21 protein-coding genes are annotated in these 22,138 nt (G+C 59.3%); 14 read left to right on the top strand and 7 right to left on the bottom strand.

Annotated elements, in window-relative coordinates:
- Positions 1-14: 14 nt before the first annotated feature.
- Positions 15-905 carry an AraC family transcriptional regulator gene (locus ACYZUD_RS15085; protein ID WP_462024709.1) on the top strand — a complete coding sequence of 297 codons (891 nt, stop codon included), beginning with the start codon at positions 15-17 and terminating at the stop codon, positions 903-905.
- 172 nt (positions 906-1,077) lie between these two features.
- On the opposite strand, the gene ACYZUD_RS15080 is transcribed toward ACYZUD_RS15085, so the two are convergent.
- The gene (locus ACYZUD_RS15080; protein ID WP_462024708.1) at positions 1,078-2,742 is read right to left on the bottom strand and encodes an electron transfer flavoprotein-ubiquinone oxidoreductase; all 1,665 of its coding nucleotides are present in this window, start codon (positions 2,740-2,742) and stop codon (positions 1,078-1,080) included.
- Between the two features lie 546 nt (positions 2,743-3,288).
- Here ACYZUD_RS15080 and ACYZUD_RS15075 point away from each other — a divergent pair.
- The 10 genes from ACYZUD_RS15075 to ACYZUD_RS15030 all read left to right on the top strand — a co-directional run bounded on the left by ACYZUD_RS15075 (position 3,289) and on the right by ACYZUD_RS15030 (position 13,234).
- On the top strand, positions 3,289-4,038 hold the full coding sequence (locus ACYZUD_RS15075) for an electron transfer flavoprotein subunit beta/FixA family protein (RefSeq protein WP_007942046.1): 750 nt from the start codon (positions 3,289-3,291) through the stop codon (positions 4,036-4,038).
- Positions 4,039-4,968: an electron transfer flavoprotein subunit alpha/FixB family protein gene (locus tag ACYZUD_RS15070; RefSeq protein WP_462024707.1), complete on the top strand. Its 930-nt coding sequence runs from the start codon at positions 4,039-4,041 to the stop codon at positions 4,966-4,968. It abuts the gene before it with no gap.
- A 196-nt stretch (positions 4,969-5,164) separates the two neighbouring features.
- The gene (locus ACYZUD_RS15065) at positions 5,165-5,989 is read left to right on the top strand and encodes a substrate-binding periplasmic protein (RefSeq protein ID WP_462024706.1); all 825 of its coding nucleotides are present in this window, start codon (positions 5,165-5,167) and stop codon (positions 5,987-5,989) included.
- Between the two features lie 9 nt (positions 5,990-5,998).
- A complete protein-coding gene (locus ACYZUD_RS15060; protein WP_462024705.1) occupies positions 5,999-6,355 on the top strand; it encodes a DUF4398 domain-containing protein in 357 nt (118 codons plus the stop codon).
- Positions 6,352-7,164: an OmpA family protein gene (locus tag ACYZUD_RS15055; protein ID WP_462024704.1), complete on the top strand. Its 813-nt coding sequence runs from the start codon at positions 6,352-6,354 to the stop codon at positions 7,162-7,164. The genes ACYZUD_RS15060 and ACYZUD_RS15055 overlap by 4 nt, the downstream gene beginning before the upstream one ends.
- 237 nt (positions 7,165-7,401) lie before the next feature.
- Complete coding sequence (locus ACYZUD_RS15050) at positions 7,402-8,841, top strand: aminotransferase-like domain-containing protein (RefSeq protein WP_214377616.1); 1,440 nt, start codon at positions 7,402-7,404, stop codon at positions 8,839-8,841.
- A 98-nt stretch (positions 8,842-8,939) separates the two neighbouring features.
- Positions 8,940-9,425 (top strand): translation initiation factor 2, encoded by a 486-nt coding sequence (locus tag ACYZUD_RS15045; protein WP_462024703.1) that lies wholly within the window; start codon positions 8,940-8,942, stop codon positions 9,423-9,425.
- A gap of 165 nt (positions 9,426-9,590) precedes the next feature.
- Complete coding sequence (locus ACYZUD_RS15040) at positions 9,591-9,845, top strand: YkgJ family cysteine cluster protein (RefSeq protein WP_462024702.1); 255 nt, start codon at positions 9,591-9,593, stop codon at positions 9,843-9,845.
- Between the two features lie 40 nt (positions 9,846-9,885).
- Complete coding sequence (locus ACYZUD_RS15035; RefSeq protein ID WP_462024701.1) at positions 9,886-10,491, top strand: START domain-containing protein; 606 nt, start codon at positions 9,886-9,888, stop codon at positions 10,489-10,491.
- A gap of 649 nt (positions 10,492-11,140) precedes the next feature.
- Positions 11,141-13,234, top strand: coding sequence for an LTA synthase family protein (locus tag ACYZUD_RS15030; RefSeq protein WP_462024700.1), 2,094 nt, complete (start codon positions 11,141-11,143; stop codon positions 13,232-13,234).
- Positions 13,235-13,282: 48 nt separating this feature from the next.
- Here ACYZUD_RS15030 and ACYZUD_RS15025 read toward each other — a convergent pair whose 3' ends face one another.
- Together ACYZUD_RS15025 and ACYZUD_RS15020 are read right to left on the bottom strand one after the other, a co-directional pair.
- On the bottom strand, positions 13,283-14,611 hold the full coding sequence (locus ACYZUD_RS15025) for an IS4 family transposase (RefSeq protein WP_462024699.1): 1,329 nt from the start codon (positions 14,609-14,611) through the stop codon (positions 13,283-13,285).
- A 120-nt stretch (positions 14,612-14,731) separates the two neighbouring features.
- Positions 14,732-14,890, bottom strand: a complete 159-nt coding sequence (locus ACYZUD_RS15020; RefSeq protein WP_169858239.1) for a DUF3309 family protein — start codon at positions 14,888-14,890, stop codon at positions 14,732-14,734.
- Positions 14,891-15,171: 281 nt separating this feature from the next.
- On the opposite strand from ACYZUD_RS15020, the gene ACYZUD_RS15015 reads away from it, so the two are divergent.
- The 3 genes from ACYZUD_RS15015 to csrA all read left to right on the top strand — a co-directional run bounded on the left by ACYZUD_RS15015 (position 15,172) and on the right by csrA (position 16,724).
- Positions 15,172-15,987 (top strand): SDR family oxidoreductase, encoded by an 816-nt coding sequence (locus ACYZUD_RS15015; RefSeq protein ID WP_462024698.1) that lies wholly within the window; start codon positions 15,172-15,174, stop codon positions 15,985-15,987.
- 64 nt (positions 15,988-16,051) lie between these two features.
- The gene (locus ACYZUD_RS15010; protein ID WP_462024697.1) at positions 16,052-16,384 is read left to right on the top strand and encodes a YnfA family protein; all 333 of its coding nucleotides are present in this window, start codon (positions 16,052-16,054) and stop codon (positions 16,382-16,384) included.
- Between the two features lie 154 nt (positions 16,385-16,538).
- Positions 16,539-16,724: a carbon storage regulator CsrA gene (gene csrA / locus ACYZUD_RS15005; RefSeq protein ID WP_462024696.1), complete on the top strand. Its 186-nt coding sequence runs from the start codon at positions 16,539-16,541 to the stop codon at positions 16,722-16,724.
- Positions 16,725-16,729: 5 nt separating this feature from the next.
- Here csrA and ACYZUD_RS15000 read toward each other — a convergent pair whose 3' ends face one another.
- From ACYZUD_RS15000 to ACYZUD_RS14985, 4 genes are all read right to left on the bottom strand, one after another.
- Entirely contained in the window at positions 16,730-16,957 is a 228-nt protein-coding gene (locus tag ACYZUD_RS15000; RefSeq protein ID WP_093421735.1) for a YheU family protein, read from the bottom strand.
- A 187-nt stretch (positions 16,958-17,144) separates the two neighbouring features.
- On the bottom strand, positions 17,145-18,335 hold the full coding sequence (locus ACYZUD_RS14995; protein ID WP_462024695.1) for an osmoprotectant NAGGN system M42 family peptidase: 1,191 nt from the start codon (positions 18,333-18,335) through the stop codon (positions 17,145-17,147).
- Between the two features lie 161 nt (positions 18,336-18,496).
- On the bottom strand, positions 18,497-20,245 hold the full coding sequence (gene ngg, locus ACYZUD_RS14990) for an N-acetylglutaminylglutamine synthetase (protein WP_462024694.1): 1,749 nt from the start codon (positions 20,243-20,245) through the stop codon (positions 18,497-18,499).
- A 2-nt stretch (positions 20,246-20,247) separates the two neighbouring features.
- Positions 20,248-22,020, bottom strand: a complete 1,773-nt coding sequence (locus ACYZUD_RS14985) for an N-acetylglutaminylglutamine amidotransferase (protein WP_462024693.1) — start codon at positions 22,018-22,020, stop codon at positions 20,248-20,250.
- Positions 22,021-22,138 lie beyond the last annotated feature (118 nt).

Raw genomic sequence — 22,138 nt, 5'->3', positions numbered from 1 at the left:
GTGAAGAGCTCCCCATGCTGTTGACCCGTCATCTCGATGCCAATGCCACCCTGGTTTCACTGATTCAGCCGCTGACCACGCGCGACGGTTTCGCCCCCACGGCGTTGCCGGGCGTGCAGGTTTTGCGCGCCAGTTGCGACGTGGCCCGTGGTCCGCAGATCTATGAGCCGAGCCTGGTCATCATCGCCCAGGGCAGCAAACTGGCGTATCTGGGGCCGCGTACCCTGGAATATGGCGCCGGGCATTATCTGATTCAGGCATTGCCGGTGCCGTTTGAGTGCGAGACCTTTTCGGCACCGGATGGGCCAATGTTGGGGGTTTCCATCGCCATCGACCGGGTGTTGCTTGGCGAGTTGGTGTTGGCCATGGGACTGGTGGCGGGGCGCGGTATTCCAGCGCAGACGCCGGAGTCCATGACCTCGGCGGTGCTCGACGATGCGATGCGTGGTTGCGTGGAGCGATTGTTGCGCTGCCTGCACGATCCGCTGGAATGTCAGATCATGGGCCAGGCGCGTTTGCGTGAGTTGTTGTTCGTCGCCTTGCGCGGTCCGCAGGCCGACGTGTTGCGGGCGCTGGTGGAACAGCAGGGGCAGTTCGCCCGGATTGCAGCCTCGCTCAACCATCTACACGGGCATTTCACCGAACCCTTGAATGTGGAGACGCTGGCCAGTTGCGCGAACATGAGCGCGTCGACCTTTCACGAGCATTTCAAACGCAGCACGTTGTTGTCGCCGGTGCAGTATTTGAAGCGGTTGCGTTTGCTCAAGGCTCAGCAATTGTTGATGTCGCAAGGGTTGGGCGTGGCGCAGGTGGCGCATCGGGTGGGGTATCAGAGCACATCGCAGTTCAGCCGCGAGTACAAGCGGTACTTCGAGCGTAGTCCCGGCGACGAGCGCGCTGCTTGATCCCCCTGTGGGAGCGAGCCTGCTCGCGATTGCGGTGTATCAGTCGACATCAATGTCGAATAGTAAGCCGCCATCGCGAGCAGGCTCGCTCCCACATTGGTTTTGTGGTGTGGCTAAATTGCGGGCAACAAAAAGGCCCCCGTTCGGGAGCCTTGATGTTCAGGCGTTCGACTTACATGTTCGGGTAAGTCGGGCCGCCAGCGCCTTCCGGCGCCACCCAGGTGATGTTCTGTGCAGGGTCCTTGATGTCGCAGGTCTTGCAGTGAACGCAGTTCTGGGCGTTGATCTGGAAGCGCTTCTCGCCGTCTTCCTTGGTCACCACTTCGTACACGCCGGCCGGGCAGTAACGCTGGGCGGGCTCATCGTACATCGGCAGGTTCTTGGCGATCGGAATGCTCGGGTCGGTGAGCTTCAGGTGGCACGGTTGTTCTTCTTCATGGTTGGTACCGGAGATGAACACCGAGCTGAGTTTATCGAAGCTGATCTTGCCGTCCGGTTTCGGGTAGTCGATCTTCTTGCAGTCAGCCGCGAGTTTGAGGCAAGCGTAATCCGGCTTGGTGTCGTGCAGGGTGAACGGCAGTTTGCCGCCGAAGATGTTCTGGTCGAGCCAGTTGAAACCACCGCCGACGATCGCACCGAACTTGTGGATCGCCGGGCCGAAGTTGCGGCTGGCGAACAGTTCCTCGTAGAGCCAGCTCTTCTTGAAGGCGTCGACGTAAGAGGTCAGCTCTTCGGTGCCGTCTTTTTCAGCAAACAGCGCGTCGGCCACGGATTCTGCGGCGAGCATGCCGGACTTCATCGCGGTGTGGCTGCCTTTGATCTTGGCGAAGTTCAGGGTGCCGAGGTCGCAACCGATCAGCGCACCGCCCTTGAAGACCATTTTCGGCAGCGAGTTCAGGCCGCCTTTGCAGATGGCGCGAGCGCCGTAGCTGATGCGCTTGCCGCCTTCCAGGTACTGCTTGAGCACCGGATGATGCTTGAGGCGCTGGAACTCGTCGAACGGCGACAGGTACGTGTTGCTGTAGGAAAGATCGACGATCAGACCGACGACCACCTGGTTGTTTTCCAGGTGATAGAGGAACGAGCCGCCGGTGTTCTCGGTGCCCATGATGTCCAGCGGCCAACCGGCAGTGTGGACCACCAGGCCTGGCTGATGCTTGGCCGGGTCGATTTCCCAGATTTCTTTCAGGCCGATGCCGTAGTGCTGGGCGTCGACCTCGCTGTCGAGGTTGAAGCGCTTGATCAGCTGCTTGCCGATGTGACCACGGCAACCTTCGGCGAACAGCGTGTACTTGCCACGCAGTTCCATGCCCGGGGTGTACAGGCCTTCTTTCGGGTTACCTTCGCGGTCAACGCCCAGATCACCGGTGATGATCCCGCGAACCACGCCGTTCTCGTCGAACAATGCTTCCTGCGCGGCGAAGCCCGGGTAGATTTCCACGCCCAGGTTTTCGGCCTGCTGGGCCAGCCAGCGGCACAGGTTGCCCAGGGAGATGATGTAGTTGCCTTCGTTGTGCATGGTCTTGGGCACAAAGAAGTCGGGAATCTTTTGCGCGCTGTCGGCGTTCTTGAGGACGAAAATGTCATCGCGAGTCACCGGCGTGTTCAGCGGCGCGCCGAGTTCTTTCCAGTCCGGGAACAATTCGTTCAGGGCGCGGGGTTCGAAAATCGCGCCGGAGAGAATATGTGCGCCGACTTCGGAGCCTTTTTCGACCACGCAGACGCTGATTTCCTTACCGGCTTCGGCGGCCTTCTGCTTCAAGCGGCAGGCGGCGGAAAGACCAGCGGGGCCGGCACCGACGATGACCACGTCGAATTCCATGTATTCGCGTTCCACAGGTTATCTCCTACTCAAGGCTCAACAGTTTTTTTTCTAATTGGAGGTTTGGTGTCGCATCCATGAATTCCTGTACAACGCAGGAAGAGGACAATCGATGAACCACCTTTCTCTCTGGGTGGCGCATTATATCTACACCACTCCTAGCGTCCAATACAAACGTTTGTTTGAATCGGCTCAAAGCCAGAGAAATCAAAGTCACGCGGCTTATGACTGGCCATTTTTCCGTATTGACCGGAATAGGCGTTCCGGTCAAGATACGGTCGGTTTTGCGCTCGCCGTAGGCTGACTGTTGGTTTCAAGAGCACCTCTAAAGACAGGGCGATGGCAGTAAAAGGTGATGCGTAGCCACTCACGGGCGCGCAGTTTACACGCCGCGATAAAGAATGACTCGTCGGTCACCACTGACGAACGGTCATCAACCTCGTGAGCAAGGTCACCGGATATACCTGCCAGCGTTTTTAGAGGTGCCCTTGCGCCGATGAGCATCAAACCGCCAGGTTCGCCTAGGCGACTTTCTTTTCACCGGAGAGTAACGAGGAATCCATGAAGGTTCTTGTAGCTGTCAAACGCGTTGTGGATTACAACGTCAAGGTTCGCGTCAAGGCGGACAATTCCGGCGTCGACCTCGCCAACGTCAAGATGTCGATGAACCCGTTCTGCGAAATCGCAGTGGAAGAAGCCGTACGCCTGAAAGAGAAAGGCGTTGCGACTGAAATCGTCGTCGTCTCCATCGGCCCGTCCACCGCTCAAGAGCAACTGCGCACCGCGCTGGCTCTGGGTGCCGACCGCGCCATCCTCGTCGAATCCGCTGAAGATCTGACTTCCCTGGCCGTTGCCAAGCTGCTCAAAGCCGTTGTCGACAAGGAGCAGCCTCAACTGGTGATCCTCGGCAAACAGGCCATCGACAGCGACAACAACCAGACTGGCCAGATGCTCGCGGCATTGAGCGGCTACGGTCAGGGTACGTTCGCGTCGAAAGTCGAAGTCAGTGGCGACAGCGTTGCCGTGACTCGCGAAATCGACGGCGGTGCGCAAACGGTTTCCCTGAAACTGCCGGCCATCGTCACCACCGATCTGCGTTTGAACGAGCCGCGCTATGCGTCCCTGCCAAACATCATGAAAGCCAAGAAGAAGCCTCTCGAAGTGCTGACTCCGGACGCTTTGGGCGTTTCCACCGCCTCCACCAACAAGACCGTGAAAGTCGAAGCGCCGGCTGCACGCAGCGCGGGTATCAAGGTCAAGTCGGTGGCTGAACTGGTCGAGAAACTGAAAAACGAAGCGAAGGTAATCTAAATGACTATCTTGGTTATTGCTGAACACGACAACAAAGTGCTGGCCCCGGCCACGCTGAACACCGTCGCTGCCGCCGCCAAAATCGGTGGTGACATCCACGTACTGGTTGCCGGTCAGGGCGCTGGCGCCGTGGCTGAAGCCGCTGCGAAAATCGCTGGCGTGGCTAAAGTGCTGGCGGCCGACAACGCCGCCTACGCTCACCAGTTGCCGGAAAACGTCGCGCCGCTGGTTGCCGAACTGGGTAAGAGCTACAGCCACATCCTGGCTGCCGCAACCTCCAACGGTAAAAACATCCTGCCGCGCGTTGCCGCTTTGCTGGACGTTGACCAGATCTCCGAGATCATCTCGGTCGAAAGCGCTGACACCTTCAAGCGCCCGATCTACGCCGGTAACGCCATCGCTACCGTTCAGTCGAACGCTGCGGTCAAAGTGATCACCGTGCGGGCTACCGGTTTCGACCCGGTGGCTGCTGAAGGTGGTTCCGCTGCCGTTGAAGCAGTTGCCGCTGCCCACGACGCCGGCACTTCCAGCTTCGTCGGCGAAGAACTGGCCAAGTCCGATCGTCCGGAACTGACCGCTGCCAAGATCGTCGTTTCCGGCGGTCGCGGCATGCAGAACGGCGACAACTTCAAACACCTGTACGCCCTGGCCGACAAGCTGGGCGCTGCCGTCGGTGCTTCCCGCGCCGCGGTCGACGCCGGTTTTGTACCTAACGACATGCAGGTCGGTCAGACCGGTAAGATCGTTGCTCCACAGCTGTACATCGCCGTCGGTATCTCCGGCGCGATCCAGCACCTGGCCGGCATGAAAGACTCCAAAGTGATCGTTGCGATCAACAAGGACGAAGAAGCGCCGATCTTCCAGGTGGCCGATTACGGCCTGGTGGCGGACCTGTTCGAAGCCATCCCTGAGTTCGAGAAGCTGGTCTAATCCAGCGGCCTGACTTATAAAGAGCCCGACCTTTTGGTCGGGCTTTTTTTTGTTCTTCTGTAGGAGCTGTCGAGTGAAACGAGGCTGCGATCTTTTGATCTTCGCTTGGGATTCAAAAGCCTGAAAAGATCGCAGCCTCGTTTCACTCGACAGCTCCTACAGGCGATATAACCGGATTTGAGTGGAGTGTATTGCCATGGATCTGCGCCGAGTGTTCGGTTGGTCATTGCTGCTGGGGCTAACGATATTGCCGACGTTGTCCAATGCGGCGGGCAAGTGCGAACGTCTGGTGGTGACCGGCAGTCCGGATGCGCCGCCGTACCTGTGGCAAGACCCGCAAAACCCCCGGCACCTGATCGGCGCCAGTGCCGACTTGTTGCAGCAAGTGGCGGGGGAGTTGGGCATCAAAGTCGAGTTGCTGTACGCCGGCAAACGCTCCCAGGCCCTGGACGAAGTGCGCAGTGGGCGCATGGACATGCTGGCCGATGCGCCGTTGACGGTCGATGAACTCGAAAACCTGGATTACATTCATCCACCGTTGCTGGAAAACGATTACCTGGTCTGGACTCGAAAAGACTCGGCACTGGTCTACAACCAGGCGTCGGATCTTCACGGTCATCCCGGCGCTTTGTCGGAAAAGTCTCGAATGAGCCAGACATTCGGAGCTTTTGCAGAGCAGCAATTGACCCTCGTCCGTACACCGAACCTGACTCAGGCCTTTCAGAAATTGCTGCTGGGCGAGGTGGAATTCGTCTTGGCAGGACGCTATTCAGGCATGGCCGCCACGCAGACGTTGAGCATGGCCAACGACCTGATCGCGCGTGCACAACCGGTCGACAAACCCGGCCTGTTCCTCGCGGTTTCCCATAACTCCGCCTGCAACGATCCGTGGTTGCGCGGACAGCTGGCCAAAAAGATGACAGAATTGCCCGCGTCCGGACTGACGGAGGCCGTGCTGCAGCGCAACATCGAGCGCTGGAAAGCGCAACAGCAACAACCCGTCAGTACCCCAAAACAGTAGGGATTTTTAGTGAGTATTCGACCTCTTTTCGCTGCCCTGGCCGTTCTGGCTTTGGCGGGTTGTGCAGCCGATCCGGCGCCGAATGAACAAATACGCCTGACCGAGCAGGCACTCGAACAAGCCAAAGCCGTCGGCGCCACCGCCGACGAGGTGCCTGAACTGAAGCTGGCTGAAGGCAAGTTCTCACGCGCCCAAGGCGATATGGCCGACCAGTCCTATAAGCATGCACGCATGCGCGCCGAGCAGGCCGAGCTGGACGCGCGTCTGGCCGAAGCCCGGGTTCTGACCCTCAAGAGCGAGGAGCAGTTGAACGTGCTCAATACCCGCATCACTCGTCTGCGCAAGCAACTGGGAGATGCCCAATGAGCCTCAAGACCCAAGCGCTCGGCGGTTTGATCCTGGCAGGCTGCGCAAGCCTCTATGGCTGTGCGGGTCAGCACAGCGAGGCCGCGTTACAGCAGGCCGGTGCCGACTTCCAGAAAGTAAAGGAAGACTCCAACGTGCTGCGTATCGCGCCCAAGGATGTGATTCGCGCCGGTGAGTCCCTGGCCCGCGCCGATCGTCTGTCCAGCTACTGGGGCAGCGGTTCGGATGTGGTGCATTACGCTTACCTGAGCCAGCGCTACAGCGAAATCGCCCGGGAACACACCAATCAGGTGCTCAACGAAGAGCGCGCGGCGAAGCTCGATCTGGAGCGTCAGCGCCTGCAATTGGCCTTGCGCGAATCCAAATTGCTCAGCGTGCAGCAGCAGGGCAAGTGGCTCGAAGAACAGATTGTCGCGCTGGCAACCACCCAGACCGACCGTGGCCTGGTGATGACCCTGGGTGACATGTTGTTCGACACCGGCGAAGCGGAGTTGAAAAACTCGGCGAACCGCGTGGTGCTCAAGATCGTGCAGTTCCTGCAGCTCAATCCCAAGCGCGTGGTGCGCATCGAAGGTTACGCCGACAGTACCGGCGGTAAGCAGGAAAACCTCAAGCTGTCCCGCGACCGGGCGCAATCGGTGGCGAACGTGCTGATGGACCTGGGCATCGAGGACAAACGCATTCAGGTCGAAGGTTACGGCGATGAATACCCGGTGGACGTGAACGCTTCCGAACGGGGGCGTGCACAGAACCGTCGGGTGGAAATTGTGTTCTCCGATGAAAAAGGCCAGCTCGGCGCCGCCCGCTAAGGGCTGCATCATGACGCCAGAAGTCCTGTAGGCACAGCTCCTACCAGCTCCTAATACCCGGCCTGCTCGGCAGTGCCGGTTTTTTTTTGCCTGCCAATTACCGCTCAAAACAGTACAGTTTTTGCTGACACTGCACTGTACGGTCGACTATTGTGGCAACTGTCCCCGTACACTTCTAAACTGTTCCGGTATTGTTTCACACAAGAATAAAATGCCCGTGAAATCGAGTGCAGCGTCATGACCAATCTCTTGCTCTACCAACGTATTGCTCAACAACTGGCCGAAGACATCCGCCGCGGTGTCTATCAACCGGGGGAGCGCGTGCCTTCGGTGCGCAAGATGAGCTCGCAGCTCAACGTCAGCCATGCGACGGTGCTGCAGGCTTACGCCAACCTCGAAGATCAGGGCCTGATCCGTGCCCGGCCGCAGTCGGGTTATTACGTGCACCAGACACCGGCCCTCACCGCGCCGACGCCGGACATCGCGCGGGTCGAGCGTCCTGGCCTGGTCACCCGCAGCAGCATCATTCAACAAGTGTTGGTCGAATCCCGCCGCGAAGGTGTTTTTCCCTTGGGTGCGGCGGTGCCGAGCGTCGATTACCTGCCGGTGCGGGCGCTGCATCAGCAACTGGCCAAAGTCACCCGTTTCCATAGCCCGCGGGCGTTCAGCTACATGTTCAGCCCCGGTTTCGAACCGTTGCGTCGCCAGGTGGCGATTCGCATGCGCGATGCCGGCGTGGTGGTCGATCCATCCGAAGTGGTGATTACCCACGGCTGCGTCGACGCCCTGCAAATGTCTTTGCGAGTACTGACCCGGCCGGGTGACCTGATCGCGGCCGAGTCGCCGACCTACTACGGTTTGCTGCAACTGGCCGACCTGCTGGGCCTCAAGGTTATCGAGATCCCCAGCGATCCGGCCACCGGCATGAGCCTCGAAGCCTTGCAACTGGCGGCCAACCAGTGGTCGATCAAGGCGCTGGTGCTGACCACGCGCCTGAGCAATCCGCTGGGCGGCACCATGCCCGAAGAGCGGCAGAAACAACTGCTGCGCCTGGCCTCGGATTTCGATATCCAGGTGGTCGAGGACGATATCTACGGCGAACTGATGTTCGAGCAGGGTCGCACGAAAGCGCTCAAGGCCTACGACCGGCTGGATCGGGTGATCTATTGCTCGAGCTTCTCCAAAACCCTGTCACCGGGCGTGCGGATCGGCTGGATGATTGCCGGCAAGTACCAGCAGGAAATCCAGCGCTTGCAGACCTTCAGTACCCATTCGGCCTGCAGCGTCACGCAGATGGGCATCGCGGCGTACCTGGAGAACGGCGGCTACGACCGGCATTTGCGCTACATCCGTCAGGAGTACCGCAAGAACCTCAGTGCCTTCCAGCTGGCGGTGCAGCAGTATTTTCCGGAAGGCACACAGATGACCCGCCCGACCGGTGGCTTCATTCTGTGGGTCAGTCTGCCGGGACGGGTCAATACTCAAGAACTGCACGTACGCGCGTTGCAGCAAGGCATCAGTATCGCGCCAGGGCTGATTTTCAGTAATACCGAGCAGTTCAATCACTGCATCCGGCTGAACTGCGGCACCCCCTGGAACCGTGAAGCCGAGCGGGCCTTGATGACCCTGGGCATGCTGGCCACCCAGCTCTGCCAGGAGATGGCCGGCGGCATTTGACGGTGCGGGCGGGTTCTTCCTGCCCGAGCTTGTCATGTTGCCTCTAACAGGCGAGCATATGGCCCTCTGCCGTTAGCGCCGCTAGCTCCGTTGGGTCCATGAAACCGATTTTTCCTGCCATCTGGCTGTCGATCTGCCTGTTGATGACCTTTCACGCCGAAGGCGTCATGGCGGCTTCCGTCCAGGAAAAACCGGCAGCCAGCGCCACCGTGAAAAAAACGGCGCCCGCCAAGAAAACCGCACCGACCAAAAAGCCGACCAAAAAGAAGGCCGCTGTGGTAAAAAAACGTCCGCCGATTGCCTCCAAGTCGAAATCCGCCAGTGAGGTCGTGAAAACTGAACTTCCAGCGGTCAACCTGGATTTGAGCCTGCCCGAACACATGGCCGAGGAGCTGAAACCGGTCGGTACGGTCCCGTTGCCCCGGCACGACGCCGTGTTGCCGCAAATGTTCGGTGACAAGGCCGGCAGCACGCCGTTTCAGCTCAACGGACGGCTGATCAGCAACGAAATGCAATTGCAACTGCGCAACGAAGAGCGCCGTGAAGTCGAAGGTGCAGCGCTGGAATTCGAATTCAAGCGGTAATTCCTTCTCATCCGTGACCCGCCAACCAGACGCTTTGTCGGAGACTGGTCAGTCACGTTCGTTTGAGCGTAAAAACCCGGCCACAGGTAATTTTAAACAACTGTTTTAGCGGTTACTCTGTGCCCCGTCCTTTAATACATCGCCCGTCGCGAGGAGCTTGTCGTCATGAAATGCCGTGAAGGCTGTGGCGCCTGTTGCATTGCCCCTTCCATCAGTTCACCGATTCCCGGTATGCCCAATGGCAAAGCCGCCGGAGAACGTTGCATACAACTCTCTGTCGAAAACCTGTGCAGCATTTTCGGCAAACCGGAACGTCCGGCAGTTTGCTCGGCGTTTGAAGCCGACGTCGAAGTCTGCGGAAGCAGCAGTGACGAAGCGATCAAATTGCTGGGGTGGTGGGAGCAAATGACGGCTGCGTGATGTATTCAACGAACGGAACTTCAACAATAAGGAAAAGACTATGGGTTCGCTGCATCGTATGGCTGTGTTGTGTGGTTTGACGGTAATGCTCGCCACCACGGCCGCCCACGCCGAAGACTGGAAAGTCGCCAAGGAACAGGACGGCATCAAGGTCTCCTTGAGCGAAGTGGCCGGCTCCGATTACAAGGCCTACCGTGGGGTCACGCTGATGAAGACCACCATGGCTAAACTGCGCGCCTTGCAGGAAGACGTACCAGGGGCCTGCGCCTGGATTCACGAATGCAAGAGCCAGAAGTTGCTCAAGCACGAAGGCGATCAGAGCTGGACCTACACTCAGTTCAATACCCCTTGGCCGGTGACCGCGCGTGATTCGGTGTTGCATGTGACCACCGTCGAGGGTGCTGATGGCAGCCTGACCCGTAAGCTCGAAGGCGTGCCAAAGTACATTCCTGAAGAAAAAGGCTTTGTGCGGGTGACCAAGGTTGACGGTTTCTGGACGTTCGTGCCGAAGGGCGACCAGATCGAAGTGACTTATCAGGTGCACACGGAGCCGGGCGGTAGCATTCCGTCGATGGTGGCCAACAAGTTCGTGGTCGATGCACCGTTCAATACCCTGAAAGCCTTGAAAGAACGCGCTGAGAGGTAACAGCGGCGCTCTTTTGATAAAACGCCTCGACTTGTTCGGGGCGTTTGTTATTTGGTTGACTGCTTACTTGATTGGGTACATATCCGTTTTTGCGGTAACGGCGGCTTAGGGTTCCGCCCTTACAGCGGGTCACTTTCGAAAATCCGGAATGCCGGCCCAGGCGAAAGTAACCAAAGCGCTTTGCCCCTTTCGTTTGGTGCCGAGCCTGGGCGAGGCACCGAACGAAAGGGGCAAGAGCCCTTGGTTACTTGGGGCTTTTCCAAGTGACCCGCTGTAAGGGCGGAACCCTAAGCCGCCGTTACCGCAAAAACGGATACGCACACAATCAAGAACCCAATCGACGATCGCTACCAACGAGAGCAAGCCCCCTGGCGCCAAACTACAAATCCCTCGATAGGCCTCTTGACCAACTGGCTTCAAGGTCTGGGGACTTTATTTTGTTTCCGGATATGCGTTGCACGAAATTTTCACAAAGCCTCCAAGACAATTCGCCCGCGCCAGCATCGCTGGGCAGTAATCAATGGCAATGCCGCGGTTGATCGTGCAACATTTGCGCACCGCGCAAACCCCGGGGTCGAGAAGTGGCCAACAGAGGGCAGGGCGCAGCTGTATTTTTGAAACTTCAACTTCCAATGGGTCCTAAAACGACATGGCAATTCCGGACGCCCTGAGTCAGCAGCGAGCATCTAGTCGCCTGCTGCAACCGACCGTCAAATCGCATCTGGCCTACACGCTGCTGTGTGCCTTGGTCATGATGGTCATGTTCAGCCTGCTGCGCGTTGCGCTGCTGGTCTACAACCGCGAGATGATCCTCGACACCCCGGCCTCGACCTTTCTCGAAGCGTTCGCCAACGGCCTGCGTTTCGACTTGCGCCTGGTGGTCTACCTCAGCATTCCGCTGCTGCTGGCCCTGTTCAGTGCCCGGGCCATGGCCGCTCGCGGGTTCTTCCGTTTCTGGCTGACCATCGCTTCGAGCATCGCGCTGTTCCTCGGCCTGATGGAGATGGACTTCTACCGTGAGTTCCACCAGCGCCTCAACGGCCTGGTCTTCCAGTACGTGAAGGAAGACCCGAAAACCGTGATGAGCATGCTCTGGTACGGTTTCCCGGTGGTTCGCTACCTGCTGGCCTGGGCCGTGGGCACCTTGATCCTGACCCTGGCGTTCAAGGGCGCCGACCGCGCCACCCGTCCTCGCGGCCCGTTCAGCGGCGGCAGTATCGGCACTCGCCAGATCGCCCCGTGGTATGCGCGAGGCGTGGTGTTTGTGGTCTGCCTGCTGGTTTGCGTGGTCGCTGCGCGTGGCACCCTGCGTCAAGGCCCGCCGCTGCGTTGGGGTGACGTCTACACCACCGATTCGAACTTCGCCAACCAGTTGGGCCTCAATGGCACGCTGTCGCTGATCGCGGCGGCCAAGAGCCGGATGTCCGAAGAACGCGACAACATCTGGAAAGCCACGCTGCCACAGCCATTGGCTCAGCAGACCGTGCGCGACATGCTGCTGACACCCAGTGACAAACTGGTCGATCCGGAAACGGCCGCCGTGCGTCGCAACTACACGCCTGCCGCCGACAAAACCCTGCCGATCAAGAACGTCGTCGTGATCCTGATGGAAAGCTTCGCCGGTCACTCGGTGGGCGCGCTGGGTCGTCCGGGCGGGGTGACACCGTACTTCGACAAACTGTCGAAAGAAGGCCTGTTGTTCGACCGCTTCTTCTCCAATGGCACCCATACCCACCAGGGCATGTTCGCCACCATGGCCTGCTTCCCGAACCTGCCGGGTTTCGAGTACCTGATGCAGACCCCGGAAGGCAGCCACAAACTGTCTGGCCTACCGCAATTGCTCAGCACCCGTGACTACGACGATGTGTACGTCTACAACGGCGATTTTGCCTGGGACAACCAGTCGGGCTTCTTCAGCAACCAGGGCATGACCAACTTCATCGGGCGTAACGACTTCGTTAACCCGGTGTTCTCCGACCCGACCTGGGGCGTGTCTGACCAGGACATGTTCAACCGTGGTCTGGAAGAGTTGAAAGCGCGCGATGGCAAGGACAAGAAACCGTTCTATGCCTTGCTGCAAACCCTGTCCAACCACACGCCTTATGCCTTGCCGACGCCATTGCCGGTTGAGCGCGTGACCGACCGTGGCAGCCTCAACGAACACTTGACCGCCATGCGTTACTCCGATTGGGCGCTGGGTCAGTTCTTCGAGAAGGCGCGTAAAGAGCCATACTTCAACGAAACCCTGTTCGTGGTCGTCGGCGACCACGGCTTTGGCAACGAGCAGCAGATTACCGAAATGGACCTGGGCCGCTTTAACGTCCCGATGCTGTTGATCGGGCCGGGCGTGCAGGAAAAATTCGGCCAGGTGGACCACACCGTCGGCACCCAGATCGACATCGTACCGACCATCATGGGGCGCATCGGTGGCGATGTGGTGCATCAATGCTGGGGGCGTGACTTGCTGAATCTGCCGGAAGGCGACAAGGGTTTCGGCGTGATCAAACCGTCGGGCAGCGATCAGACCGTCGCATTGCTGACCGCGGACCGCGTGCTGGTACTGCCGAAAGAAATGCCGCCCAAGCTGTATCAGTACGAACTGGGCGCCACGCCAAAAGGCGAGGTGATTCCGGCGTCGGCTGACGAAGCGGCCCTCAAGCAGAAACTTGAGTCGTTCATCCAGACGGCCACCAAGAGCTTGATCGACAACACTGCCGGTGTGGTTGACGGCAAGCCGGACTAAGTTTTGACGCAATAAAAAAGAGGCCCTTCAAGGGCTAATGCCAGTCAGTTAAGCTGACTGGCATTTTTTATTTTTGATCGGATACTTCGGGGATTTAAGCCTGATGGCCCGGGGGTAAACGCGCTCCTCCCGTCGATGAGGCAGGACGTAATGCGTGGCTGAAGCATGCAGCTCGGCCAGGTATTTGGGGATGTTCCCGGAGCGATCAGCCGAGACGCTGTTGATAAAACCGAGGATCGCCCAGGTGCACGCGGTAAAGCTCATTTCGCATGGGTAAATACCGGGACAATGGCGGCTCATTTCCACCATCTGATAGCGCAACAAGTTGTAGCCCAACAACACGCCCCACAACTCTTGTTCGATCATCTCGGGCGTTTTGCTGCGCAGCGTATAACTGCTGTTGAGCAGCGTCTGCTTCATCTCCCGAAACCCTAATTCGATCTCCCAGCGCTGGCTGTACAGATCGACGATTTCGTCGGACGGGAAGCGCAGCGGGTCGGCCATCGACGTCAGGATCTGACACACCTTGCCCTTGACGGTTTTACTCAGCAGTCGCGCGCTCAGGCGCTCCGGTAGCCCCGGCCATTGCTTGCGGGCCTGCGGCGAAGTGCTTAACGAGACCACCGCATCCTGACGCCCCAAACGCTGAATAACTTCGTACTGCGCACCTTTACGCAGTGGCATCAGCCAATGGCGCTCGGTGCCTGCTTGCTGCCACTGGTGCAGCAAACCCAGGGAATAAAAGCCGCGGTCGAACAGCGTCAACGAGTGATCGGGCGTGGTTTCGATCAGTTGTTCCGCCAGTTTCATTTCGTTGCTGCGATAGCCGTCAAACGCACAGCCGATCAGCAAATGGCTGGTCAACTCCATTTGGCAGACCATGCGCACCTGAGGAAAACCAGTGTCGCCATGCTGGTTGCTGGCGGAGTCGTAGCGCGCCCGGTTTTCCGGTGTATCGGGCGTTCGCCAGACGACGCCGTCGACGCCCAGCAAGCGCAAACCGGCCCAAGTCGGATGACCGGCCGCCTCATGCCAACTTTTCTGAGTCAGATCGAAGACCTGTCGTACAGCTTCGCTGCCCAATCGCTGACGGGCTTGGACTACGGCGCTGGGTGCCACCAACGGACGTTGGCCCGGCAGCATGATGTTCATGCGGCTGACCACATCCCAGGCTGACATGCGCCGAAAAAACGCCATGGAAATCACGCACCAGAGCATCATTTCCAACGGCAGGCGCCGCTTGCGCAGGGTCGCGACGCCTGCCTGTTCAAGGGCTTGCTCAACCAAAGAAGGGTCGAGTAAGGAATCCAATCCCTCAATGGAGTTGGGAGTGGACGCGATGTTGTGGGTCAGTTCCAGTGCCCGAGCGAGACGCATAAAAAAATCCGATGCCAGTACAGGCATCGGATTTTGATTTCTTGCGGCCAAAGGTCAAGCGGGAGGGCTTAACTGATCGGCATTACCCTTCAAGGGCCTCTTTTTTTGTCTGTTGAATCTTTATATCTTGCCGAGCAGCAACAGGATCAACAGCACCACCAACACCACGCCGATGATACCCGACGGGCCATAACCCCAACTTCTGGAGTGTGGGAAGACCGGCAAACCACCTACCAGCAGGAGGATCAGAATAACGATAAGAATTGTGCCCATGTCTATTTCCTTGTTGGAAGTGTTCTGGAATGACCTAGCCTTTTAACAATCAGCTGGAATGTAATAAACCCGAGCTGCTTACAAAATCGGACTGCTGCGCGGGAAAGAAAATTCCAAGTTTTTTTAATGTTTTTCGAAGAAAGGCTTATTTCGTTTTTTGTTCCACTAGTTCATTCAGTCACTCCCACGGTTTGCTCGGGCCATTCAGCAATCTGATGGAGCGTGGGTCGGGCATTGTCCTTCGCTACACTCGACGTATCTTCCCCGGAACAACAAGGCTGTTTGCTATGCAAAATCGCATGATGATCACTGGCGCGGGCTCTGGCCTGGGTCGCGAAATCGCGCTGCGCTGGGCGCGAGAAGGCTGGCAGCTGGCCTTGTCGGATGTCAGCGAGCCCGGCCTGCAGGAAACCCTGAAACTGGTTCGCGAAGCCGGCGGAGACGGTTTTATCCAGCGTTGCGATGTGCGCGATTACAGTCAACTGACGGCCTTCGCCCAGGCCTGTGAAGTAAAACTCGGTGGCATCGATGTCATCGTCAACAACGCCGGTGTTGCCTCGGGCGGGTTCTTCAGTGAGCTGTCCCTGGAGGACTGGGACTGGCAGATCGCGATCAACCTGATGGGCGTGGTCAAGGGCTGCAAGGCGTTCCTGCCCCTGCTGGAAAGAAGCAAGGGCAAGATCATCAACATCGCTTCGATGGCCGCGTTGATGCAAGGCCCGGCCATGAGCAACTACAACGTGGCCAAGGCGGGCGTGGTGGCATTGTCCGAAAGCCTGCTGATCGAACTGGCGCAGCAGGAAGTCGGTGTACACGTGGTCTGCCCGTCGTTCTTCCAGACCAACCTGCTGGACTCTTTCCGCGGCCCGACGCCGGCCATGAAGGCCCAGGTCGGCAAGTTGCTGGAAAGCTCGCCGATCAGCGCTGCCGACATTGCCGACTACATCTATGAACATGTTGCCGCCGGGGAGTTCATGATTCTGCCCCACGAACAGGGCCGCATGGCCTGGGCGCTCAAGCAGAAGAACCCGCAACTGCTCTACAACGAAATGACCGTGATGGCCGACAAAATGCGCGCCAAGGCCAAACAAACCGCAGGCTGAACTTGCCCGCACGCAACGTCGTCGTTAGGGTGGCCGCAACCGGTCATCCTCGCGGGACATTTACATGCTCAATTACCTGTGGTTTTTCCTCGCCGCGCTGTTCGAAATCGCCGGCTGCTTCGCTTTCTGGATGTGGCTGCGCCAGGGCAAAAGCGCCTGGTGGGTCATTCCGGCGCTGCTGAGCCTGACCTTGTTCGCGTTGCTGTTGACCCGGATCGAATCAACCTACGCCGGTCGCGCCTACGCGGCTTACGGTGGTATCTACATCATTGCGTCGATCGGATGGCTGGCGGTGGTTGAGCGGATTCGCCCGTTGGGCTCGGACTGGATCGGCGTGGCCCTGTGTGTGATCGGGGCCAGTGTCATCCTGTTCGGCCCGCGCTTTTCCGCTGCCTGAAGGATTAGTCCTTCATTCAAAGGGTTTGTCAGACGTTTCCGTAAGCGGGATTCGTCCTGCGCTGTAGGGCGGGACTGTTTTGCTGCCATCGCATTGAAGGCTTGCTGCGCGCCGGGCATCTTCGGGGTTCGATAAACCCTGAAGGACAAATGCCATGCTTGTACTCAGTCGCGTTGTGGGCGAACTAATTTCCATCGGTGACGACATTTCGGTGCGCATTGTGGCCGTCAATGGCAACACGGTGCGCTTCGGCGTCGAAGCGCCGCAGAACGTCAACGTGCACCGCTCCGAGGTCTACGATCGCATCCAGGTCAAACTGGCAAAAAACAAAGGACGCTGAAGGCCTCAGTCGAACAGGTGCTTGGGCACATCGTGTTTGAGCATCAACTGGCATTGCTCGCTTTCCGGATCGAAGACAATCAGTGCCTGGCCTTTGGTCAACGCCTGGCGCACGCGCAGTACACGGGTTTCCAGCGGCGTCTCATCGCCGTTGTCCGTGCCGTCACGGGTCACGAAATCCTCGATCAGGCGGGTCAGGGTGTCGACTTCAAGTTGGTCGTAGGGAATCAGCATAGGCACCTCGGCTAAACAATGGCGCGATGCTACGGCGAATGACCGACGGCGGCTAGCTTGGGGTTCTGTGTTGTCTGATCTACCGCTATCGCGAGCAGGCTCGCTCCCACAGGAGTACGCGGTCACCTGTGGGAGCGAGCCTGCTCGCGATGGCAATCTTTCAATCGCAGCACATCTCAAGCAAGACTCAGTTATCCGAGCGCTGCCCCACCAGGCTATCCACCGACGGCACACGCGTATCGCTTTCCATCTGGGTGTCGTGTTCGATCTGATGACTGAACCGGTCCAGCGAACCCTTGGCCGGCTGCGCATCGCTGGCGAACACCGGTGGGCTGAGGATATAGGCACCGAGCAAACGGCTGAGCGCGGCGAGGCTGTCGATGTGGGTGCGCTCGTAGCCGTGAGTGGCATCGCAGCCGAAGGCGAGCAGGGCAGTGCGAATGTCATGGCCGGCGGTGACCGCCGAGTGAGCATCGCTGAAGTAGTAGCGGAACAGATCGCGACGCACCGGCAGCTCGTTGTCGCTGGCCAGGCGCAGCAGATGCCGCGACAGGTGATAGTCATAAGGCCCGCCGGAATCCTGCATCGCCACGCTGACCGCGTGTTCGCTGGAATGCTGGCCCGGTGCGACCGGCGCGATGTCGATGCCGACGAATTCGCTGACATCCCACGGTAATGCCGCCGCCGCGCCGCTGCCGGTTTCCTCGGTGATGGTGAACAGCGGATGACAGTCGATCATCAGCTCTTCACTGCTGTCGACGATCGCTTTCAGTGCCGCCAGCAGCGCCGCAACCCCAGCCTTGTCGTCGAGATGACGAGCGCTGATGTGGCCGCTTTCAGTGAACTCCGGCAACGGGTCGAAGGCGACGAAATCGCCGACGCTGATTCCCAGGGAGTCGCAATCGGCGCGGGTGGCGCAATAGGCGTCCAGGCGCAACTCGATGTGATCCCAACTGATCGGCATCTCATCCACAGCGCTGTTGAAGGCGTGCCCGGAAGCCATCAGCGGCAACACGCTGCCACGGATCACACCGTTATCGGTAAACAGGCTGACCCGGCTGCCTTCGGCAAAACGGCTGGACCAGCAACCGACAGGGGCCAGGGTCAAGCGGCCGTTGTCCTTGATCGCGCGAACCGCCGCGCCAATGGTGTCCAGGTGCGCAGAGACCGCCCGGTCCGGGCTGTTTTTCTTGCCCTTGAGCGTGGCGCGAATGGTCCCGCGCCGGGTCATTTCAAACGGAATGCCCAGCTCTTCAAGCCGTTCGGCCACGTAGCGCACGATGGTGTCGGTGAACCCGGTCGGGCTGGGAATGGCGAGCATTTCCAGCAGGACTTTTTGCAGGTAGTTCAGGTCCGGTTCGGGAATTTTGCGGGTCATGGAAACTCCTGATGAGTAACGAACATCGATGGTTTCGATGAGGGGAGAAAATCTTGGTGCCTGGACTGGCGCCTTCGCGAGCAGGTTCGCTCCCTCAGGGGGACGCGGTTAACTGTGGGAGCGGGCTTGCCCGCGATGGCGCCAGTTCAGGCAACACACATTTAAGAGGCCGCCGGTTGACTGTGGGGAAACAACAAATCCACAAACCGCTCAGCCGTCGGCTGCGGTTCATGGTTGGCAAGGCCTGCGCGCTCATTGGCTTCGATAAACACGTATTCCGGTTGATCGGCGGCCGGCACCATCAGGTCGAATCCGACCATCGGAATATCCAGCGCCCGCGCCGCGCGCACCGCTGCATCCACCAAGGTCGGATGCAGGATCGCCGTCACGTCCTCCAGAATGCCGCCGGTATGAAGATTCGCCGTACGCCGTACGAACAGATGCTCGCCGGCCGGCAGAATGCTGCTGTAGTCGTAACCCGCGGCATGCAGGGTGCGCTGGGTCTCATGGTCCAGCGGGATTTTGCTTTCACCGCTGGTGGCCGCCTGACGACGCCGACTCTGGGCTTCGATCAGCGCGCCGATGGAATGCTGACCATCGCCCACCACTTCTGCCGGGCGACGAATCGCGGCAGCCACGACCTCGAAACCGATCACCAGAATCCGCAGGTCGAGGCCTTCGTGGAAGCTTTCCAGCAGCACGCGGCTGTCGAACTGGCGGGCCGATTCGATGGCCTGCTGAACCTCTTCGATGGTGCGTAAATCCACCGCGACCCCTTGACCCTGTTCGCCATCGAGGGGTTTAACCACCACCCGTTCGTGCTCATCGAGAAACGCCAGATTGTCATCGGCATTACCCGCCAGTTGCTGCGACGGCAGGTTCAGGCCGGCGGCCTTGAGTACTTTGTGGGTCAGGCTTTTGTCCTGGCACAACGTCATGCTGATGGCGCTTGTCAGGTCGCTCAGGGATTCACGGCAACGCACGCGACGACTGCCATGGATCAGGGTGAACAGGCCGGCATCCGCGTCATCGACCTGTACCTCGATGCCGCGTCGATGAGCTTCTTCGACGATGATCCGCGCATACGGGTTGAATTCGGCTTCGGGGCCGGGGCCGAGAAACAACGGTTGATTGATGCCGTTTTTGCGCTTGATGGCAAAGGTCGAGAGGTTGCGAAAGCCGAGTTTGGCATAAAGACTTTTTGCCTGCCGGTTGTCGTGCAGCACGGACAAGTCCAGGTAACTCAGCCCACGACTCATGAAGTGCTCGATCAAATGCCGCACCAGCACTTCACCGACGCCCGGTCGCGAACAATGCGGATCGACGGCCAGGCACCAGAGGCTGCTGCCGTTTTCCGGATCGTTGTAGGCCTTGTGGTGGTTCAGGCCCATGACGCTGCCGATGATCGCGCCGCTGTCCTCGTCTTCAGCCAGCCAGTACACCGGGCCGCCCTGATGGCGAGGGGTCAGCAGACTGGCGTCGATCGGCAACATGCCGCGCGCCTGGTACAGCTGATTGATCGCGAGCCAGTCCGTGTCGGCCTGTGCCCGGCGTATGCGAAAGCCGCGAAACACCCGGGTGGACGGGCGGTAATCGCTGAACCACAGACGCAAGGTGTCGGACGGGTCAAGAAACAGCTGGGCCGGCTCCAGCCCCAGCACTTGCTGCGGTGCCGCAACGTACAGGGCGATGTCGCGCTCGCCGGTCTGCTCGTTGAGCAGTTCCTGGGCGAGGCTCGCCGCATCGGGGAAGGTGTGGCCGATCAGCAACCGGCCCCAGCCGCAATGCACGGCAATCGGCGCCGCGCCCAATTCACTGCCGTCTTCGGCCAGGCGCGCCTGCAAGCGTTCGTAAGAGGGCGCCTGACCGCGCAGCAAACGTTGGCTGTAAGCCGTGGCGTGGGGTTTCATGATCAGATTCCTTGTTCACTGAGCCACAGGTTCAGGGCCGCCAGTTGCCACAGCTTGGAGCCGCGCAACGGGGTCAGTTGACCTTGCGGATCGGTCAGGAGACGGTCGAGCATCGCGGGGTTGAACAGGCCGCGATCCTGGCTCGGATCGAGTAGCAATTCGCGAACCCAGTTCAGCGTGTCGCCCTGCAAATGCTTGAGACCAGGAACCGGGAAGTAACCTTTCTTGCGGTCGATCACTTCACTCGGGATCACCAGTCGCGCGGCTTCTTTCAAGACTTGCTTGCCGCCGTCCGGCAGTTTGAACTTGCCCGGTACTCGGGCCGACAATTCCACCAGGCGATAGTCGAGAAACGGCGTGCGCGCTTCCAGGCCCCAGGCCATGGTCATGTTGTCGACACGTTTGACCGGGTCGTCCACCAGCATCACCGTGCTGTCCAGGCGCAGGGCTTTGTCCACCGCGTCGTCGGCACCGGGCTGTGCGAAATGTTCCTTCACGAAGTCACCAGCAGCGTCATTCGCTGTCAGCCATTTCGGCTGCACGGTGGCGGCGTAGTCATCGTAGCTGCGGTCGAAAAACGCATCGCGATAGGCCGCGTATGGATCGGCAGCGCCGTCCACCTGCGGATACCAGTGATAACCGGCGAACAGCTCGTCCGCACCCTGGCCGCTCTGCACCACTTTGCAATGCTTGGCCACTTCCCGAGACAGCAGGTAGAACGCAATGCAGTCATGACTGACCATCGGCTCGCTCATGGCGCGGAACGCGGCGGGCAGTTGCTCGATGATCTCTTTTTCGTCGATGCGCAGTTGATGGTGTTGCGTGTTGTAGTGTTTGGCGATCAGGTCCGAATACTGGAATTCGTCGCCGCGCTCGCCGCCGGCATCCTGGAAACCGATGGAGAAGGTCGACAGGTTTTCCACCCCGACATCCCGCAACAGACCCACCAGCATGCTCGAATCGACACCGCCTGACAGCAGGACTCCGACGTCGACCGCCGCCCGTTGACGGATCGCCACGGCATCACGGGTGCTGTCGAGCACACGGTCACGCCAGTCTTCGAGTGTCAGATTCATCTCGTCGGCGTGTGGGCCGTAGGGCAGGGTCCACCAGGTTTTCTGCTCGGTGGTGCCGTCTGCTTCGATGCGCATCCAGGTCGCCGGTGGCAGTTTTTCGATACCGGCCAGCAGGGTGCGCGGGGCCGGGACTACCGCGTGGAAATTCAGATAGTGATTAAGCGCCACCGGATCGAGGATCGGGTTGATGTCGCCGCCCTTGAGCAACGCCGGCAGCGACGAGGCAAAGCGCAGGCGCGAGCCGGTACGCGACAGGTACAGCGGTTTGACGCCGAGACGGTCGCGGGCGAGGAACAGGCGTTTGGCATCGCGCTCCCAGATGGCGAATGCGAACATGCCGTTGAGCTTGGGCAGCAGCGCTTCGCCCCAGGCGTGATAACCCTTGAGCAGCACTTCGGTGTCGCCCCCGGAATAGAAGGCGTAACCGAGACTTTCAAGTTCGGTGCGCAGTTCCGGAAAGTTGTAGATCGCGCCGTTAAAGGCCAGGGACACGCCCAGTTGGTTGTCGGTCATCGGCTGCGCCGAGCCGTCCGACAGGTCCATGATTTTCAGGCGACGATGGCCCAGGGCAATCGGCCCTTGGGCTTGAAAGCCCCATGCGTCAGGGCCGCGAGGTGCCAGGTGATGGGTGATTCGTTCAACCGCCGCGAGGTCTGCAGGTTGATTGTCAAAACGTAACTCGCCAGCTAATCCGCACATAAATTCCTTACCGGTTTTTCCGTTGGGGAGGGTCAATCGATACCGCGCCAAAATGGCGGGTACTCAGGAACTGACCCAGTGGGATCGTGGGAGTTTTAGACCGATAAGTTATAAGTCG

The organism is Pseudomonas sp. XS1P51 (genome assembly GCF_054897845.1).
This window is presented reverse-complemented; position numbering and strand designations above follow the sequence as displayed.

Bases quoted from the DNA above. Each gene is read 5' to 3' on its own strand.
- ACYZUD_RS15085 (WP_462024709.1), top strand. From the start codon at position 15: ATGCTGTTGACCCGTCATCTCGATGCCAATGCCACCCTGGTTTCACTG.
- ACYZUD_RS15075 (WP_007942046.1), top strand. From the start codon at position 3,289: ATGAAGGTTCTTGTAGCTGTCAAACGCGTTGTGGATTACAACGTCAAG.
- ACYZUD_RS15070 (WP_462024707.1), top strand. From the start codon at position 4,039: ATGACTATCTTGGTTATTGCTGAACACGACAACAAAGTGCTGGCCCCG.
- ACYZUD_RS15065 (WP_462024706.1), top strand. From the start codon at position 5,165: ATGGATCTGCGCCGAGTGTTCGGTTGGTCATTGCTGCTGGGGCTAACG.
- ACYZUD_RS15055 (WP_462024704.1), top strand. From the start codon at position 6,352: ATGAGCCTCAAGACCCAAGCGCTCGGCGGTTTGATCCTGGCAGGCTGC.
- ACYZUD_RS15050 (WP_214377616.1), top strand. From the start codon at position 7,402: ATGACCAATCTCTTGCTCTACCAACGTATTGCTCAACAACTGGCCGAA.
- ACYZUD_RS15045 (WP_462024703.1), top strand. From the start codon at position 8,940: ATGAAACCGATTTTTCCTGCCATCTGGCTGTCGATCTGCCTGTTGATG.
- ACYZUD_RS15040 (WP_462024702.1), top strand. From the start codon at position 9,591: ATGAAATGCCGTGAAGGCTGTGGCGCCTGTTGCATTGCCCCTTCCATC.
- ACYZUD_RS15035 (WP_462024701.1), top strand. From the start codon at position 9,886: ATGGGTTCGCTGCATCGTATGGCTGTGTTGTGTGGTTTGACGGTAATG.
- ACYZUD_RS15030 (WP_462024700.1), top strand. From the start codon at position 11,141: ATGGCAATTCCGGACGCCCTGAGTCAGCAGCGAGCATCTAGTCGCCTG.
- ACYZUD_RS15025 (WP_462024699.1), bottom strand. From the start codon at position 14,611: ATGCGTCTCGCTCGGGCACTGGAACTGACCCACAACATCGCGTCCACT.
- ACYZUD_RS15015 (WP_462024698.1), top strand. From the start codon at position 15,172: ATGCAAAATCGCATGATGATCACTGGCGCGGGCTCTGGCCTGGGTCGC.
- ACYZUD_RS15010 (WP_462024697.1), top strand. From the start codon at position 16,052: ATGCTCAATTACCTGTGGTTTTTCCTCGCCGCGCTGTTCGAAATCGCC.
- csrA (WP_462024696.1), top strand. From the start codon at position 16,539: ATGCTTGTACTCAGTCGCGTTGTGGGCGAACTAATTTCCATCGGTGAC.
- ACYZUD_RS15000 (WP_093421735.1), bottom strand. From the start codon at position 16,957: ATGCTGATTCCCTACGACCAACTTGAAGTCGACACCCTGACCCGCCTG.
- ACYZUD_RS14995 (WP_462024695.1), bottom strand. From the start codon at position 18,335: ATGACCCGCAAAATTCCCGAACCGGACCTGAACTACCTGCAAAAAGTC.
- ngg (WP_462024694.1), bottom strand. From the start codon at position 20,245: ATGAAACCCCACGCCACGGCTTACAGCCAACGTTTGCTGCGCGGTCAG.
- ACYZUD_RS14985 (WP_462024693.1), bottom strand. From the start codon at position 22,020: ATGTGCGGATTAGCTGGCGAGTTACGTTTTGACAATCAACCTGCAGAC.